Source organism: Neobacillus sp. PS3-40, assembly GCF_030915485.1.
Taxonomy (GTDB): Bacteria; Bacillota; Bacilli; order Bacillales; family Cytobacillaceae; genus JAUZPL01.
This window is the reverse complement of sequence record NZ_CP133266.1, coordinates 1,273,997-1,291,194: the sequence shown is the minus strand read 5'-3', so window position 1 is coordinate 1,291,194 and position 17,198 is coordinate 1,273,997. Positions and strand designations below refer to the sequence as shown.

Annotated in this window: 14 protein-coding genes and 1 other annotated feature; of the genes, 12 read left to right on the top strand and 2 right to left on the bottom strand. The window is 37.9% G+C overall.

The window, feature by feature from the left end; genetic code table 11:
* Positions 1-3 precede the first annotated feature (3 nt).
* Together lon and yihA are read left to right on the top strand one after the other, a co-directional pair.
* A complete protein-coding gene (gene lon / locus RCG20_RS06640; RefSeq protein WP_308183449.1) occupies positions 4-2,331 on the top strand; it encodes an endopeptidase La in 2,328 nt (775 codons plus the stop codon).
* Positions 2,328-2,909, top strand: coding sequence for a ribosome biogenesis GTP-binding protein YihA/YsxC (gene yihA, locus RCG20_RS06635; RefSeq protein WP_308183448.1), 582 nt, complete (start codon positions 2,328-2,330; stop codon positions 2,907-2,909). Before lon ends, yihA begins: the two co-directional genes overlap by 4 nt.
* 27 nt (positions 2,910-2,936) lie before the next feature.
* Here yihA and RCG20_RS06630 read toward each other — a convergent pair whose 3' ends face one another.
* Positions 2,937-3,422, bottom strand: coding sequence for a LiaI-LiaF-like domain-containing protein (locus RCG20_RS06630; protein ID WP_308183447.1), 486 nt, complete (start codon positions 3,420-3,422; stop codon positions 2,937-2,939).
* Positions 3,423-3,657: 235 nt separating this feature from the next.
* On the opposite strand from RCG20_RS06630, the gene hemA reads away from it, so the two are divergent.
* The 8 genes from hemA (at position 3,658) to ysxE (ending at position 12,458) form a co-directional block, all read left to right on the top strand.
* Positions 3,658-5,001, top strand: a complete 1,344-nt coding sequence (hemA, locus tag RCG20_RS06625) for a glutamyl-tRNA reductase (RefSeq protein ID WP_308183446.1) — start codon at positions 3,658-3,660, stop codon at positions 4,999-5,001.
* 13 nt (positions 5,002-5,014) lie between these two features.
* Entirely contained in the window at positions 5,015-5,848 is an 834-nt protein-coding gene (locus RCG20_RS06620; RefSeq protein ID WP_308183445.1) for a cytochrome c biogenesis protein, read from the top strand.
* Positions 5,849-5,862: 14 nt separating this feature from the next.
* A complete protein-coding gene (gene hemC, locus RCG20_RS06615; RefSeq protein WP_308183444.1) occupies positions 5,863-6,798 on the top strand; it encodes a hydroxymethylbilane synthase in 936 nt (311 codons plus the stop codon).
* Positions 6,795-7,574 carry a uroporphyrinogen-III synthase gene (locus RCG20_RS06610; protein ID WP_308183443.1) on the top strand — a complete coding sequence of 260 codons (780 nt, stop codon included), beginning with the start codon at positions 6,795-6,797 and terminating at the stop codon, positions 7,572-7,574. Before hemC ends, RCG20_RS06610 begins: the two co-directional genes overlap by 4 nt.
* Before the next feature lie 14 nt (positions 7,575-7,588).
* Entirely contained in the window at positions 7,589-8,569 is a 981-nt protein-coding gene (gene hemB / locus RCG20_RS06605; RefSeq protein ID WP_308183442.1) for a porphobilinogen synthase, read from the top strand.
* A gap of 36 nt (positions 8,570-8,605) precedes the next feature.
* Positions 8,606-9,892: a glutamate-1-semialdehyde 2,1-aminomutase gene (gene hemL / locus RCG20_RS06600; protein WP_308183441.1), complete on the top strand. Its 1,287-nt coding sequence runs from the start codon at positions 8,606-8,608 to the stop codon at positions 9,890-9,892.
* Between the two features lie 270 nt (positions 9,893-10,162).
* A complete protein-coding gene (gene spoVID / locus RCG20_RS06595; RefSeq protein ID WP_308183440.1) occupies positions 10,163-11,212 on the top strand; it encodes a stage VI sporulation protein D in 1,050 nt (349 codons plus the stop codon).
* Between the two features lie 211 nt (positions 11,213-11,423).
* On the top strand, positions 11,424-12,458 hold the full coding sequence (ysxE, locus tag RCG20_RS06590; protein ID WP_308183439.1) for a spore coat protein YsxE: 1,035 nt from the start codon (positions 11,424-11,426) through the stop codon (positions 12,456-12,458).
* A gap of 13 nt (positions 12,459-12,471) precedes the next feature.
* Here the strand turns inward: ysxE and RCG20_RS06585 are convergent, their stop codons facing one another.
* Positions 12,472-12,663, bottom strand: coding sequence for a hypothetical protein (locus RCG20_RS06585; protein WP_308183438.1), 192 nt, complete (start codon positions 12,661-12,663; stop codon positions 12,472-12,474).
* Between the two features lie 179 nt (positions 12,664-12,842).
* Positions 12,843-13,076, top strand: a binding site (T-box leader).
* A gap of 51 nt (positions 13,077-13,127) precedes the next feature.
* On the opposite strand from RCG20_RS06585, the gene RCG20_RS06580 reads away from it, so the two are divergent.
* Together RCG20_RS06580 and RCG20_RS06575 are read left to right on the top strand one after the other, a co-directional pair.
* Positions 13,128-15,770 (top strand): valine--tRNA ligase, encoded by a 2,643-nt coding sequence (locus tag RCG20_RS06580; protein ID WP_308183437.1) that lies wholly within the window; start codon positions 13,128-13,130, stop codon positions 15,768-15,770.
* Between the two features lie 76 nt (positions 15,771-15,846).
* Positions 15,847-17,166 (top strand): bifunctional folylpolyglutamate synthase/dihydrofolate synthase, encoded by a 1,320-nt coding sequence (locus RCG20_RS06575; protein ID WP_308183436.1) that lies wholly within the window; start codon positions 15,847-15,849, stop codon positions 17,164-17,166.
* The last annotated feature ends 32 nt before the right edge of the window (positions 17,167-17,198 follow it).

Here is a 17,198-nt window from a genome sequence, read left to right as displayed (position 1 = left end):
ATTTTGGCGGAAAAGAAAGAATTAATCGTTCCACTCCTACCACTTCGTGGGTTGCTTGTCTATCCGACGATGGTCCTTCATTTGGATGTTGGGAGAGAAAAGTCGGTGCAAGCCCTTGAAAAAGCGATGGTCGATGACCATTTAATTTTTTTAACAACTCAAAAAGATATGTCTATTGATGAACCGTCAGAAGACGATTTATATAAAATGGGGACATTAACAAAGGTCAAGCAAATGCTCAAATTACCGAACGGTACAATTAGAGTTTTGGTTGAGGGGTTGAAGAGGGCAGAAATTGTATCCTTCCAAGAAAATAGTAATTACTACTCCGTAAGCATAGAAACTTCCGAGGATCGGGATACAAAAGACGTTGAAGATGAAGCCTTGATGAGAACGATGCTTGAATACTTTGAGCAATACATAAAACTGTCTAAAAAAATCTCAGCCGAAACGTACTCATCTGTTACAGATATCGAAGAGCCCGGAAGAATGGCTGATATTATCTCATCTCATTTGCCATTGAAGCAAAAGGAAAAGCAAGAAATCCTTGAGACCATTGAAGTTAAGGATCGGATGAATCGTGTGATTGATATCATCCATAATGAAAAAGAAGTTCTTAACCTTGAAAAGAAAATTGGACAGCGTGTTAAGCGATCAATGGAGAGAACCCAAAAGGAATACTATCTAAGAGAGCAAATGAAAGCAATCCAGAAAGAATTAGGCGATAAAGAAGGTAAAACAGGAGAGATTGCCGATCTAACAGAAAAAATTGACAATGCTGGGATGCCTGAGCGGATAAAACAGATTGCTTTTAAGGAGTTAGACCGCTATGAAAAGGTTCCTTCTAGCTCTGCAGAAAGCGCAGTTATTCGAAATTATATTGAATGGCTACTTGCCTTACCGTGGTCGAAGAAAACCGAAGATGATCTTGATATCAACCGTGCTGAGAAAATATTAAATAAGGATCATTATGGGCTAGAAAAAGTTAAAGAACGTGTCTTGGAATATTTGTCTGTCCAAAAACTTACCAATTCATTAAGAGGACCGATTCTATGCCTTGCAGGCCCTCCAGGTGTTGGAAAAACAAGTCTTGCTCGCTCAATTGCAAGGTCATTAAATCGAAATTTCGTTCGAGTATCACTTGGTGGTGTAAGGGACGAGTCTGAGGTGCGCGGTCATAGAAGGACATATGTAGGGGCAATGCCTGGCCGCATTATTCAAGGAATGAAAAAGGCAGGGACTATTAACCCAGTTTTCCTATTAGATGAAATCGATAAAATGTCAAATGACTTTCGTGGAGATCCTTCAGCAGCAATGCTTGAAGTACTTGATCCAGAACAGAATAATAATTTTAGCGATCATTTTATTGAGGAAGCCTATGACCTTTCAAAGGTTATGTTTATTGCAACGGCAAATAATCTATCCACTGTCCCAGGTCCACTTTTGGATCGAATGGAAATCATTACGATTGCAGGGTATACGGAGCTTGAAAAGGTTCATATTACAAGAGATCATTTACTTCCAAAACAAGTTAAGGAGCATGGTCTTTCAAAAGGAATTCTTCAGGTTCGGGATGATGCAATCCTTAAAATTATCCGTCATTATACTCGTGAGGCAGGCGTTCGAAGTATGGAACGCCAGATGGCAACAATTTGCCGAAAAACAGCAAAAATAATTGTTTCAGGCGAGAAAAAACGCGTTATCATAACCGAAAAAAATGTAGAGGAATTTTTAGGGAAACCTATCTTTCACTATGGACAGGCTGAATTGGAAGATCAAGTCGGTGTTGCAACAGGATTAGCCTATACTACTGTTGGTGGAGATACACTGCAAATAGAGGTTTCGCTCTCACCAGGTAAAGGGAAGCTTATTTTAACAGGTAAGCTTGGAGATGTCATGAAGGAGTCCGCTCAAGCAGCTTTTAGCTATGTTCGCTCGAAGACAAAAGAGCTTGGCATTGAGGAAGATTTCCACGAAAAATATGACATCCACATACATGTTCCTGAAGGTGCTGTACCAAAGGATGGACCTTCAGCTGGGATAACTATTGCAACTGCTCTTGTTTCTGCGTTGTCTGGGAGGTCTATCCGTAAAGAGGTTGGAATGACAGGAGAAATCACGTTAAGAGGGAGAGTTCTCCCAATTGGTGGATTGAAAGAGAAAACACTAGGTGCCCATAGAGCAGGATTAACGAAAATAATTTTACCAAAAGATAATGAAAAGGATATCGATGAAATACCCGATAGTGTGAGGAATAATATGGAATTTGTACTTGTATCCCATTTAGATGAAGTTTTAAAACATGCTCTTAATGATGGTGGAGTGGAATGAAGGTAACTAGTTCCGAAATTATCATTAGTGCAGTAAAGCCCGATCAATACCCTGATACGGATATTCCTGAATTTGCGTTAGCAGGGCGTTCGAATGTTGGGAAATCATCCTTTATCAATAAAATGCTTAATCGAAAAGGTTTAGCGAGGATTTCGTCAAAACCAGGTAAAACCCAAACGTTAAACTTTTACCTGATTAATGAGATTCTCCATTTTGTGGATGTTCCAGGCTATGGATATGCAAAGGTTTCAAAAACGGAACGTGAAGCATGGGGAAAAATGATTGAAACGTATATAACCAAAAGAGACCAATTAAGGGCAGTTGTAATGATTGTTGATTTAAGGCATCCCCCATCCGTAGACGATAGGATGATGTATAATTTCTTAAAACATTTTGAAATTCCTTGTGTCGTTATTGCTACAAAGGCAGACAAGATTCCAAAAGGAAAATGGCAGAAGCATTTAAAAGTGACGAAGGAAACATTAGATCTTGATGCAAATGATGAAATCGTTCTTTTCTCTTCTGAAACTGGTCTTGGAAAAGATCAAGCATGGGCAATATTAGAAAGTTATATGTAAAAAAATACGCTTGGCACATGCCAAGCGTTATTTTTTCTTTTTAAACAGGAAATAAATCCCGAATACTATTAAAATAATTGGCCAGAATTTCCAGACGATTGAAACACTATTTTCAAGCAGACCAAGGTATGAGGCAATTTTATTATAAAATAGTGATAAAAGAGCCAATATAAGGAAAAGCATGGCTTGGAATAATCCAGTATGTGTTTTTTGATATCGGAGGAAAAAACCAAGGGCGATAATAAAAATAAAGGTTCCAATTTGATTAGGCCAAATAGCCAAATGACCGATAATATGGAAGTGAACGCCAAAACCCAGTAGAATCACACCAGGAAGAATAGCTTCATAATCCTTCGCTATGTACCCTTGTCCTAAAAAAGCAATTCCAACAATAATGAGTAATGTAGGCCATGTATAAAATTGTTCAAAAATCGTTATGCCCGATTGCTGTAAAAAAAAGTATGCACCAAAACCGATCAGAATTATCCCAGGGAAAATTTGTTGGTTCTTCACAAAAACACCACTTCCAGAAGGTTCACTTGAATAAAATTCGATTTTTTGTTACTGTACTATAGAGGTAATTGTCGAAAATTGTCTCCTGCGCTTGTCGAGGCTCTCCCAGGCGCTTTTGCATTTCTATAATATCATACTTTCATTTTCTGTTCACATATTTTGGGCGAAAATAGAAAATTCCCATGATATAATCAGACTAGTTATTAATGTAATTCTTATTGGGGGTGTCCTCTTAATGCATATTTTAATGATCGGCCTTAACTATAAAACTGCCCCTGTTGAAATCCGTGAGCGGCTGACATTTAATGAATTTGATCTTGGGCAAGCAATGAAACGATTAAAAGAAAAGAAAAGTATCCTTGAAAATATTATTATCTCTACTTGTAATCGCACAGAGATTTATGCAGTAGTTGATCAATTGCATACCGGACATTATTATATTAAGGAATTTTTATCTGAAACGTTTGGAATTGATCAATCAGAGTTTTCACCGTATTTATTTTCTGGTGAAGAAGATAGAGCCGTTCTGCATCTATTTAGAGTAGCCTGTGGCTTAGATTCAATGATCTTGGGTGAAACGCAAATATTAGGTCAAGTTCGTTCAAGTTTTTTACTAGCACAACAGGAAGAGACGATAGGAACTGTGTTTAACCATCTATTTAAACAGGCAATAACGGTTGCAAAACGTGGGCATTCAGAAACAGATATTGGTGCTAACGCAGTATCAGTTAGCTATGCTGCCGTCGAATTAGCAAGGAAGATTTTTGGTTCTCTTGAAAGCAAACATATTCTTATCTTTGGGGCCGGGAAAATGGGTGAATTAGCAGCCCAAAACTTACATGGTAGCGGGGTAAGAAAAGTAACGGTTATCAATCGTACTTATGAGAAAGCTCAAGATCTTGCAGCTCGATTTGATGGAACTGCTAAAACGTTAGAAGAACTAGAATCATCACTTGTTGATGCGGATATTCTGATAAGCTCCACGGGGGCTAAAGATTTCGTAATCACGAAGGAAATGATGGTAAAAGTAGAGAAAAAGAGAAAAGGTAAACCATTATTCATGGTAGATATCGCAGTTCCTCGAGATTTAGATCCAAGGATTGCTGAACTTGAAAATGTCTTTTTATATGACATTGATGATTTAGAAGGAATTGTTGAAGCAAACCTGCAAGAACGCAAAAAGGCTGCTGAAAAAATTATGCTTATGGTTGAAAAGGAAATGGTTGAATTTGATCAATGGCTAGGTATGCTTGGTGTTGTTCCAGTAATCTCAGCTTTACGGGAAAAGGCATTAGCGGTCCAATCAGAAACAATGGAGAGCATTGAACGAAAGCTCCCTCATTTATCCGATCATGATAAAAAGGTATTGAATAAACACACAAAGAGTATTATCAACCAGCTTTTAAAAGATCCTATTTTACAAGTAAAAGAATTGGCTGCACGATCTGACGCTGAAAAGGCATTAGAATTATTTGTGAAAATCTTTAATATTGAAGATCTTGTCGATGAACAACAATCGAAAGCAGCCGAAACTAATAGAATAATGGTTAATAAACCGCAGGCTTCCTTTCAGTCATAAGAGGTATTTGTCTATGTATGACATCCATCTGACGCGACTACATGAATTTACAGTTGTACTATATGCCTTTAGTGTGCTGTTATACTTTTTCGATTTCATTTATCATAACCGGAGGGCAAACCGAATTGCTTTCTGGTTACTTGCATTGGTATGGATTTTACAAACGACCTTTTTGTTTTTTTACATGGTGAAAACGGGGAGATTTCCTGTTTTGACCATCTTTGAAGGGTTTTATTTCTATGCATGGGTATTGGTTACGCTGTCACTCGGCATAAACCGATTACTCAGGGTCGATTTTATTGTATTCTTTACTAATATACTTGGGTTCATAGTAATGGCAATTCATACATTTGCTCCTGTTCAATATCATTCTCGCTTAATTGGGCAAAAGCTTGTATCTGAACTTCTTTTGATACATATTACAATGGCCATTCTTTCATACGGGGCTTTTTCCCTTTCCTTTGTTTTTTCTTTGCTTTATCTAATTCAACATGATTTATTAAAAAGAAAAAAATGGGGTACTCGGCTTTTACGTTTGGCGGACTTAAGCAAGCTTGAATTTTCATCCTATGTTTTAGCCGTAATTGGCGTGCCAATGTTGATTTTAAGCCTAATACTTGGTCTACAATGGGCCTTTCTGAAGGTTCCTGGTATGCCATGGTATGATACTAAGGTTATTGGCTCTTTTATTGTATTAGCTGCATATAGTCTTTACTTATACTTGCGTATAGGGAAGAACTTAGCGGGTAAATCATTGGCATTATGGAATGTAGGATCCTTTTTAATAGTCTTAGTGAACTTTTTCTTATTTGGTAAACTATCTTCTTTCCATTTTTGGTACTCATAATCTAGGAGGCTGTCATGCGAAAAATTATTGTCGGTTCAAGACGGAGTAAATTAGCATTAACACAAACAAATTGGGTAATCGAACAGCTGAAAAAACTCGGAGGTCCTTTCGAATTTGAAGTGAAGGAAATCGTTACAAAAGGTGACCGCATCCAAGATGTTACCCTTGCAAAAGTAGGCGGTAAAGGATTGTTCGTAAAAGAAATTGAACAAGCTATGATGGATAAAGAGATTGATATGGCTGTGCATAGTATGAAAGACATGCCTGCTATTTTACCAGAAGGTCTAACCATCGGTTGTATCCCATTTCGTGAAGACCACCGTGATGCACTTATATCTAGAGGCCATATTCCCTTAAAAGAATTAAAACAAGGAGCTATCATTGGAACGAGTAGCCTTCGCCGTAGTTCCCAGCTACTATTACAGCGTCCTGATTTAGAAATTAAGTGGATCCGTGGAAACGTTGATACAAGGTTAGGTAAATTGGAAGAAGAAGAATATGATGCAATCATTCTCGCAGCTGCAGGCTTGTCACGACTAGGTTGGGCTAAGGATGTTGTAACAGAATTTTTGGACGCAGATATTTGTATTCCGGCTGTTGGTCAAGGGGCATTGTCGATTGAATGCCGCGAGGATGATCATGAACTATTAGAATTATTTGAGAAATTCACTTGTAAAAAGACTGAAAAAGCTGTTAGAGCAGAGCGTGCTTTCCTTCAGAAAATGGAAGGTGGCTGCCAAGTGCCTATTGCTGGATTTGCGCAGGTTGATGATAATGATGAAGTTGTCTTACATGTATTAGTAGCTTCTCCAGATGGAAAAGAAGTTTATAAAGAGGAACTTAAAGGCCAAAACCCTGAAGAAATCGGAAATTTGGCAGCAGATCTTTTGATCAAAAAAGGAGCAAAAGAGCTTATTGACCGAGTTAAACAGGAGCTAGATGGTGAATGATAGATTCGTCATTGCCATTGCTTAATAAAAAGGTCCTTGTTCCAAGAGGAAAAAAGCAAGCAAAGTCTTTTTCACAGCTCCTTAAAAGGTATGGAGGGATTCCAGTCGAAATCCCTCTAATTGCCTTTCGACCTAAAATGATTACACAGAAACTGATGGAATACTTGAATGCCTTACATACGTACGACTGGATTATATTTACTAGTAATGTCACAGTTGAAACCTTCCTTTCTTTCGTAGGACCAGAGGGAATAATCACCTCTCCGAAAATTGCAGTAATTGGAAAAAGAACTGAAAAGGTAGTTGAAGAGAAGGGCCTAAGGGTTGAATTCTCACCAACTGAATATGTAGCTGAAGCTTTTGTAGAAGAGTTTTTACCAAATCTTCAAATTGGAGTGAAAATTCTAATTCCAAAAGGAAATCTCGCTAGGGACTACATTGCAGATTCATTAAGAAAAAATGGTGCGATAGTTGATGAAGTAGTTGTATACGAAACGTATATGCCTGAAGAAAGCTTTACCAAACTAGCGATAGCAATGGAAAATCAGGAACTCGATATCCTCCTGTTTACTAGCCCTTCTACGGTAGATCATTTTATGGATACTATCAAAGAATTAGGACTTGAATCTTGTTTGAGTGGTTGTTTGATTGGGTGTATTGGACCTAGTACAGAGAAAAAATTAAAATCATACAATTTAAAGGTACATGCCTCTCCAAAGGTGTATACTGTCGAAGAAATGATCAAAAGCATGAATGCTTATCTTTTAGAAAATTAATGGAGGTACTATAAATGGAATTGCAATTTTCACGCCACCGTCGTTTGCGAACAAGTGCGAATATGCGTGCACTTGTTAGAGAAAATCACTTGAAAGCAGAAGACTTTATTTATCCGCTCTTTATTTATGAAGGCGAAAACATTCGGAATGAAGTATCATCTATGCCTGGAGTATTTCAAGTTTCAATGGACCATCTCCAAACAGAGATGGAGGATATCGTTGCACACGGAATTAAGTCTGTATTATTATTTGGAATTCCAGCCACCAAAGATGAATGTGGTGAGCAAGCCTATCATGACCACGGAATTATCCAGGTTGCAACCCGTTTTATAAAAGAAAAATTTCCGGAAATAATCGTTGTTGCTGATACCTGCTTGTGTGAATACACAAGTCATGGTCACTGTGGGGTTATTGAAGGGGAAAAAGTTCTAAATGATCAATCACTTGACTTATTAGTGAAAACTGCAGTTGCGCAGGCTAAAGCAGGAGCTGATATTATTGCTCCGTCTAACATGATGGATGGCTTTGTTGTTGCAATCCGGGCTGGATTAGATGAAGCTGGTTTTACTGAAGTGCCAATTATGTCCTACGCTGTAAAATATGCCTCAGCATTCTACGGTCCATTCCGTGAAGCAGCAGAGGGAGCACCACAATTTGGTGACCGTAAAACCTATCAAATGGACCCTGCAAACCGCATGGAAGCATTCAGGGAAGCTGAATCTGACGTTGCGGAAGGTGCAGACTTTTTAATTATTAAACCTGGTATGCCATATCTTGATATTGTTCGTGATGTAAAAAATAACTTTAATTTACCAGTTGTTGTTTATAACGTAAGCGGTGAATATTCAATGGTTAAAGCTGCGGCTCAAAATGGCTGGATTGACGAGAAAAAGACTGTTCTTGAAATGTTAATCGGTATGAAGCGTGCCGGAGCAGATCTAATTATTACTTATGCAGCTAAAGATGCGATTCGCTGGTTAGCGGAAGAAGAGTAAGAAGATTTCCATCAATAATTGAAAAGAGGGAATACGATGCGTTCATATACTAAATCAATCGAAGCATTCAAAGAAGCTCAAACCCTTATGCCAGGTGGCGTGAATAGCCCTGTTAGAGCTTTTAAATCGGTGAACATGGATCCAATCTTTATGGAGAGAGGAAAAGGATCAAAGATTTATGATATTGATGGAAACGAATATATCGATTATGTATTATCTTGGGGCCCACTAATTCTTGGGCATTCGAATGATCGAGTTGTTGAGGCGATTAAAAAAGTAGCAGAACTAGGAACAAGCTATGGTGCACCAACATTAATGGAAAATAAAGTGGCCAAACTTGTCATCGAACGCGTTCCATCCATTGAAATCGTTCGAATGGTATCTTCAGGTACAGAAGCAACGATGAGTGCTCTAAGGCTTGCGAGGGGATACACAGGTCGCAATAAAATCATTAAATTTGAAGGATGTTACCATGGTCACGGAGATTCATTGCTAATCAAAGCTGGATCAGGTGTTGCGACTCTTGGCTTGCCTGATAGCCCTGGAGTACCAGAAGGTGTTGCCAAAAATACGATAACTATTCCATACAATGATCTAGAAAGTGTCAAAGTTGCCTTTGAACAATTTGGTGATGATATCGCCTGTATTATTGTTGAACCTGTTGCTGGAAATATGGGAGTTGTCCCACCACTTCCAGGATTTTTACAAGGACTTCGTGACATTACGACTCAATACGGGGCATTGCTCATTTTTGATGAGGTTATGACTGGTTTCCGTGTAGGGTATAATTGTGCACAAGGATACTTTAATGTAACGCCTGATATCACTTGTCTTGGCAAGGTGATTGGTGGAGGTCTTCCTGTAGGGGCTTATGGTGGAAAAGCTGAGATTATGGAGAGAATTGCTCCAAGTGGCCCAATCTACCAAGCAGGGACTCTTTCAGGAAATCCACTTGCAATGACTGCTGGATATGAAACTTTGAGTCAATTAACTCCCGAGCATTATATAGAATTTGGCCGGAAGGCAGATATGCTTGAAAAAGGCTTAAACGAAGCAGCTGAAAAATATGATATTCCTCATACAATCAATCGTGCGGGTTCGATGATAGGCTTCTTCTTTACAAACGAGAAAGTTATCAATTATGAAAATGCAAAAACAGCAAATCTTGAATATTTTGCTGCTTATTATCGGGAGATGGCTGAAAATGGAGTGTTTTTACCACCTTCCCAATTTGAAGGCCTATTCCTTTCTACAGTCCATACTGATGAAGATATTGCAAAAACAATTCAAGCAGCTGAAACGGCATTTTCAAAACTGAAATAGGAATACTGAGCTAAGAACTTTAAATAAAATTAATAATGAATCGAACATTCAAGTCCAATTCGTAACTGAATTGGACTTTTTTTATTGTTGATGCATCCACCTGAACTCGCACCTGTAAACACAAACAGACATTATAGACGCCCGAAAAGAAGAATCTACACCGGGAAGTGTATTTTTTTTCGGATATTTTAACATATTTAAAAAATTCCCCTCATAAAGTGTAAGTGACATTGTGATTTTGCTAAAAAGGAAACGAAAGGAGGAGTCGCTTTGTCTCAGGAAAATCAGTCGTTCCTACGATTTTCCTTGGAAGAATCTCTGTGGTTTAGAAAAGGACAGGAAGTCGCTGAGCTTGTTTCGATTTCACTAGACCCGGACATTACTATCCAGGAAAACGACCAGTACGTGAACATCCGTGGATCACTTGAATTAACCGGCGAATATAACAGTACAAATGAAAATCAAGCTGATGAAGAAGAAAATGTTACTACCCAAAAGTATATCCAATCGGTGGAGGAACGGGATGGAGGGTTATGTGAATTTTCCCATCGTTTTCCGGTGGATATAACTATTCCGAACAATCGGATTCAAAGTATTTATGATATTGATGTTTTAGTTGAATCATTTGACTACGCAATCCCGGAGCGAAGTTGTTTAAAATTATCAGCAGAGTTAACGATTAGCGGATTATATGGTGTTCAACAAAATGAAACAGTTGAGGATTCTACTTTAGAGGTTATGTATCGTGATAATGAAGAAGATGTAAACGAAGCAAACCAAGACCTATTATTTGAAGCAGAAGCTAGAAAACAGCCAGAAGAGGAAAATGTAGAAGTGCCGTTAAGCTTTCCAACATTCTCATACCAAGAAACAGATATTGATCCTGAAAATCAAAAATCCACTATTCCCCATGAAGAACCAAGGAAAAAGGTAAAGAAACAAATTGAGGTTATTGAACAGGAATTGATCGTGGAAGAGCCTATACAGGAACCGATAATAGAGGAAGTAATTATTGTGGAAGAAAGTTCATCCTCCTCATCATCATCTGAGGAATCTCCTCTTAAAAAAGAAATGAAAAAGAAAAAGACCTCTAAAAGTAAATCGATGTCTTTGACCGAGTTTTTTGCTCGTAAAGAGGGAGAAGATGACCAAGCAAAACTGAAAATCTGTATTGTTCAAAAAGGGGATAATTTAGATCGGGTTGCTGAGCGTTATAATGTAACGATTCAAAATCTCCTTCGAGTAAATCAACTCGAAATCAATCAAGATGTTAGTGAGGGCCAAGTGTTATATATTCCAGCCGCACTGACAAAAAAATAATTGAATATGGAGAACAATTTGAGCAGGTTCTTACTTCCTGCTCACTGTTTTCTCTCTTAAATCTTTAAGAACTGTCTTGCTTCGGGCCTAATGGGCTTGGGGTCAAAGGCATTCCAGTAAGTAGCAAAAATGACTACCTTCCCGACAATCCTATTATGCTTGTCGCTGTTAGCAAAAGCACCAAGCTTTTCTTTGAAAGAGAGTTGAGTTTATGAGTGACTCAAATCGGTTAAATGCGGTAGCACCAATTTTAAAACATTATCAAGTTGAACCATACTTTGTTGAAGACTTCGGGAAAATAGTGAAAGTCTATTCTAATAAAGGGACATTTGCTTTAAAGAAGATTGTCCCAAATAGTGGAACTGATTTTATTCGTCATGTTCATCAGCTTTATCAAAAAGGATACAATCGCATAGTACCAATTTATCCAACTAATGATGGAAGGTATGCTGTACTTCATGATAAAGATCTTTATTATTTAATGCCTTGGCTTTCAAATGATGTAAAGGAAAACCGAAAAGAACGGCATCAACAATTATTTCGTGAATTAGCAAGACTTCATACATTATCTTCGAAGGAAATAACTGTAAAAAAAGAAGAACGAACTGAGCACTATGAAAAAACGATTCAACAGTTTGAAAAAAATCAAGAATTTCTAACGGGTTTTATCGAGGAATGCGAAAAGAAAACATATATGTCACCATTTCAACTATTATTCTGTCTCTATTTTAATGAGATTGTTCAGGCATTAAGCTTTTCTAAAAAGAAATTTGAAGAATGGTACGAAAAAACAAAGGAACAAGAAAAGGCCAGAATGGTAATTAACCACGGAAAAATTTCAAGTGAACATTTTCTTTTTGACGAAAAGGGCTATGGCTATTTTGCCAATTTTGAAGATGCTGGATTTGGTTCACCAATTCATGATTTATTGCCATTCTTGTCCAGATCTTTGAAAACGAACCCGAAGAGAAACGACGAATGTGTCGATTGGATAACTCATTATTTCAAATATTTCCCTTTTAAAGCAGATGAAAAATTATTGTTTTATAGCTACCTTTCCTACCCTCTTCCAATTATACAGGTTGTAGAAAAATATTATCGTAAGCAGAATCCCAAAAATGAGCTAAAGTTTGTGCAGCATTTACAACATCAATATTGGTACCTCAAAAATACTGAATATGTTGCCATGAGGATGACAGAACTTGAACAAGAAGAACAAACAAAAGAAGGAGCCCCCCCGCAGTGACAAAAAGGGCTCCTTAAATAATGTCAAAAAAGAGTGCAATTGCAGTTAAAGTAAAAATGGTCAATAAAAACACATCTAAAATAGTTGGAAATATAACTGTTCGGATTCCTTGGAAAATGCAAAAAGGAATAATAAATTGTCCGCAAAAGATCCTAATCTTTCTTGTCCATGGGGGCATTGAATATTTATTAAATCTCCTTCTCATGACATCCCTCTCCTCTCATCTTTTCTTCTTTAATTTATGTATATTCTCAACTTAATGTGAATTACCTAAAAGTTCGGATTAAGGTGTCTGCGCTTTCCTTTGTATAAAATAAAAAAAATTTGGTAATGAATATTGACGACATTCCCCTTTTTTGGGTAGTATAACAATATAATTTAAAACACAAAGCATAGACAGGGAAAAGTATAATGCTCCCTTGCTTAAAGAGAGGGAAATCACAGCTGAAAGATTTCCTAAGCAGGTCATTGGAAAGTCACCCACGAGCTTCTTCCGCGAAAGGACTATTTAGCCAAGTAGTGGAAGACGGATCTGAATCCGTTATCAGTTTAAGAGCCAATCGTTTTTTAGGTTGGAAAAAAGGTGGTACCGCGAAGCAAACTCCATTCGTCCTTTTATGACGAACTGGGGTTTTTTTGTTTTCTGAAAAAAATCAAGGAGGAATTAGAATGGAACAAAAAGAGACGACAATGTCTACAAAATATGACCCACAAACAATCGAAAAAGGACGATATGAATGGTGGTTAGAAGGGAAATTTTTCGAAGCAAAAGGTGAAAAAGAGAAACAACCTTACACGATTGTAATTCCACCACCAAACGTAACAGGGAAACTTCATTTAGGTCATGCATGGGATACAACATTACAAGATATTTTAACTAGAATGAAACGAATGCAGGGCTATGATGTTCTTTGGCTTCCTGGAATGGATCATGCTGGGATTGCTACGCAGGCAAAGGTGGAACAGAAACTTCGTAGTGAAGGCAAAAGTCGCTATGATTTAGGAAGAGAAAAATTCGTTGAAGAAACGTGGAAGTGGAAAGAAGAGTACGCTTCGCATATCCGTGCGCAATGGGCAAAGGTGGGCCTAGGTCTTGATTATAGCCGTGAACGGTTTACGCTTGATGAAGGTTTATCCAGTGCAGTTCGTGAAGTATTTGTAACCTTATATAAAAAAGGTTTGATCTACCGCGGCGAATATATTATTAACTGGGATCCGTCCACTAAAACAGCTATATCAGACATTGAAGTTATTTATAAAGATGTCCAAGGAGCTTTCTATCATTTGAGATATCCACTTGCTGATGGTTCTGGACATATTGAAATTGCAACGACACGCCCAGAAACGATGCTAGGCGACTCAGCTGTTGCTGTACACCCTGAAGATGAACGTTATAACCATCTTATTGGGAAGACAGTTATTCTCCCTATCACAGGCCGTGTGATCCCTATTGTAGGTGATGATTATGTTGATATGGAATTTGGTTCTGGAGCTGTAAAGATCACGCCTGCACATGATCCAAATGACTTTGAAATTGGTAACCGCCATAATCTTGAAAGAATTCTTGTTATGAATGAAGACGGAACGATGAATGAAAAGGCTGGAAAATATCAAGGTCTTGATCGTTTTGAGTGCCGGAAGCAGATTGTAAAAGACCTTCAAGAGCAAGGTGTTTTATTCAAAATTGAAGAGCATCTGCATTCTGTTGGTCATTCTGAACGAAGTGGTGCTGTTGTTGAACCGTATTTGTCCACGCAATGGTTTGTAAAAATGCAGCCACTTGCAGATAAAGCGATTGAACTCCAGAAAAATGAAGAAAAGGTTACGTTTGTTCCTGATCGTTTTGAAAAGACGTATTTACACTGGATGGAAAATATTCGTGACTGGTGTATTTCGCGTCAACTTTGGTGGGGGCATCGTATTCCAGCATGGTACCATAAGGAAACAGGGGAAGTTTATGTTGATCATGAACCACCAACAGACCTTGAAAATTGGGAACAGGATAAAGATGTATTAGATACATGGTTTAGTTCCGCACTATGGCCATTTTCTACATTAGGATGGCCTGATAAGAATGCAGCCGATTTTGAGAGGTATTTTTCAACAGATGTACTTGTAACCGGCTATGATATTATCTTCTTCTGGGTATCACGTATGATTTTCCAAAGCCTTGAATTTACCGGTGAGCGTCCGTTTAAAGATGTATTGATTCATGGACTTGTACGGGATGCAGAGGGCCGCAAAATGAGTAAATCACTTGGTAATGGCGTTGATCCAATGGATGTCATTGATAAATACGGAGCAGATGCACTAAGATACTTCCTTTCAACAGGTAGCTCTCCAGGTCAAGATTTACGTTTTAGCATCGAGAAGGTGGAAGCAACCTGGAACTTTGCCAATAAAATTTGGAATGCATCTCGATTTGCATTGATGAACATGGATGGATTGGCATATGAAGAAATAGATTTAAGTGGTGAAAAATCTGTAGCGGATCGATGGATTTTAACTCGTTTAAATGAAACCATTGAAACGATAACAAGATTATCCGAGAGATATGAATTCGGTGAAGTTGGCCGTGTACTTTATAATTTCATCTGGGATGATTTTTGTGACTGGTACATTGAAATGTCTAAGCTCCCTCTTTACGGAGATAATGAGCAAGCAAAGAAAACAACTCGTTCAATCCTTGCTCATGTTCTAGACAATACGATGAAATTACTTCACCCGTTTATGCCATTTATAACTGAAGAAATCTGGCAAAACCTTCCGCACGTTGGGGAATCGATTACGATTGCGAAATGGCCTGAAGTAAATCCAGAATTTACAGATGCCCAAGCGGCGCTAGAAATGAAGCTTTTGATGGAAGTGATTCGCTCTGTACGAAATATTCGTGCCGAAGTGAATACTCCAATGAGCAAGAAAATAAAAATGCTTGTTAAAGTGAAGGATACAGAAGTGTTAAAAATTGTAGAAAAGAACCAATCTTACCTTGAACGCTTCTGTAATCCTGAAGAACTTCAAATCGGAATCGATCTAGAAATACCAGAGAAGGCAATGACAGCTGTTGTTACTGGACTTGAAATTATTCTCCCACTAGAGGGTCTGATCAACATCGAGGAAGAAATTATCCGTCTAGAAAAGGAATATGATAGACTAAATAATGAAGTAGAAAGGGTACAAAAGAAGCTTGGCAATGAAGGATTTATGAAAAAGGCTCCTGAAAGTGTTGTTCTAGAGGAGCGTGCCAAGGAAAAAGATTATCAAGAAAAAAGAACAATAGTCGAAGCTCGAATAAATGAATTAAAGGGATAATAAATAGTAATAGAGACGAATCCTTATAGGGGTTCGTCTTTACCATGTTTTCACATCAATGAAGGAGATGCTTAGCATGTTTACTACATATCAAGAAGCGTTAGAATGGATCCATGCAAGATTACGATTGGGGATAAAACCCGGTTTAAAACGGATGGAATGGATGATGGAAAAGCTAGGGAATCCAGAAAAAGAACTAAAGACAGTCCATATTGGTGGGACAAATGGAAAAGGTTCGACTGTTACCTTTCTACGTTCGATCCTACAGGCTGGGGGATACACGATCGGTACATTTACTTCCCCCTATATTGAACAGTTTAATGAGCGTATCAGTGTGAATGGAATACCCATCAGCGATGAAGATATAATCCGATTAACGAACGTCATCCGCCCTTTAGCAGATGAAATGGAGGAAACAGAATTTGGGGGTCCTACAGAATTTGAAGTAGTCACTGCCATGTCATTTTATTATTTTTCAAAGCTTCACCCAGTTGATATCGTGTTGTTTGAAGTAGGTTTAGGTGGGAGATTTGATTCGACAAATATTATCTCTCCATTGCTTTCAATCATTACAAATATAGGTCTTGACCACACCAATATTTTAGGGAACTCATATGAGGATATTGCCTTTGAGAAGGCAGGAATTATCAAGCGTGACACCCCAATTATTACAGCAGCTAAACAGCCTGGTGCCCTTAAGGTTATTAAGGAACAGGCATTAAAAATGAATGCTCCATTGTTTCGAATTAATCAAGAGTTTACGATCAGTTCACACAAATCTCTTGCAAGGGGAGAAAGCTTTACAGTAAATATAAATGGTGACCAAACAATGGATCAATTAGAAATTGCCATGATCGGTCAGCATCAGACCGAGAATGCTGCACTTGCTGTGATAGCTGGACAATATTTAAATCAAATTTCTGCGGTTTCAATTGACAATCAAGATATTAGGGTTGGCTTGAAACATGCTTTTTGGCCGGGAAGATTTGAAGTAATATCAGAAAACCCGCTTGTAATTATTGATGGTGCACATAATGATGAAGGCGTTACAGCCCTTGTTCATGAACTCTCTAGTCGGTTTAAAGGTCGAATGATTCATATTGTTTTTGCAGCCCTAAAGGATAAGAAACTCGATAAGATGATCGGCAGTTTAGACGAAATAGCAGAGCAAATAACATTTGTTTCCTTTGATTATCCACGTGCAGCATCGGCAAATGATTTGTTTGAACTAAGCCAATCTAGTAATAAGTCAGTTGGAGACGAGTGGGAAACGACCATTACACAAGAGCTTACTGATCTTCCAAACGACCATTTACTTGTAATCACGGGATCACTTTACTTCATTTCACGGGTAAAACCATTACTTTTTAAATATTTTCAAAATAAAATTAATTAATTTGTGACAAAAATCTACAAATTTGATAATAT

Coding starts and splice junctions, on each gene's coding strand:
- ysxE (WP_308183439.1), top strand. CDS start 11,424: ATGAGTGACTCAAATCGGTTAAATGCGGTAGCACCAATTTTAAAACAT.
- RCG20_RS06575 (WP_308183436.1), top strand. CDS start 15,847: ATGTTTACTACATATCAAGAAGCGTTAGAATGGATCCATGCAAGATTA.
- RCG20_RS06580 (WP_308183437.1), top strand. CDS start 13,128: ATGGAACAAAAAGAGACGACAATGTCTACAAAATATGACCCACAAACA.
- RCG20_RS06620 (WP_308183445.1), top strand. CDS start 5,015: ATGTATGACATCCATCTGACGCGACTACATGAATTTACAGTTGTACTA.
- RCG20_RS06610 (WP_308183443.1), top strand. CDS start 6,795: ATGATAGATTCGTCATTGCCATTGCTTAATAAAAAGGTCCTTGTTCCA.
- hemB (WP_308183442.1), top strand. CDS start 7,589: ATGGAATTGCAATTTTCACGCCACCGTCGTTTGCGAACAAGTGCGAAT.
- hemL (WP_308183441.1), top strand. CDS start 8,606: ATGCGTTCATATACTAAATCAATCGAAGCATTCAAAGAAGCTCAAACC.
- yihA (WP_308183448.1), top strand. CDS start 2,328: ATGAAGGTAACTAGTTCCGAAATTATCATTAGTGCAGTAAAGCCCGAT.
- hemA (WP_308183446.1), top strand. CDS start 3,658: ATGCATATTTTAATGATCGGCCTTAACTATAAAACTGCCCCTGTTGAA.
- RCG20_RS06585 (WP_308183438.1), bottom strand. CDS start 12,663: ATGAGAAGGAGATTTAATAAATATTCAATGCCCCCATGGACAAGAAAG.
- hemC (WP_308183444.1), top strand. CDS start 5,863: ATGCGAAAAATTATTGTCGGTTCAAGACGGAGTAAATTAGCATTAACA.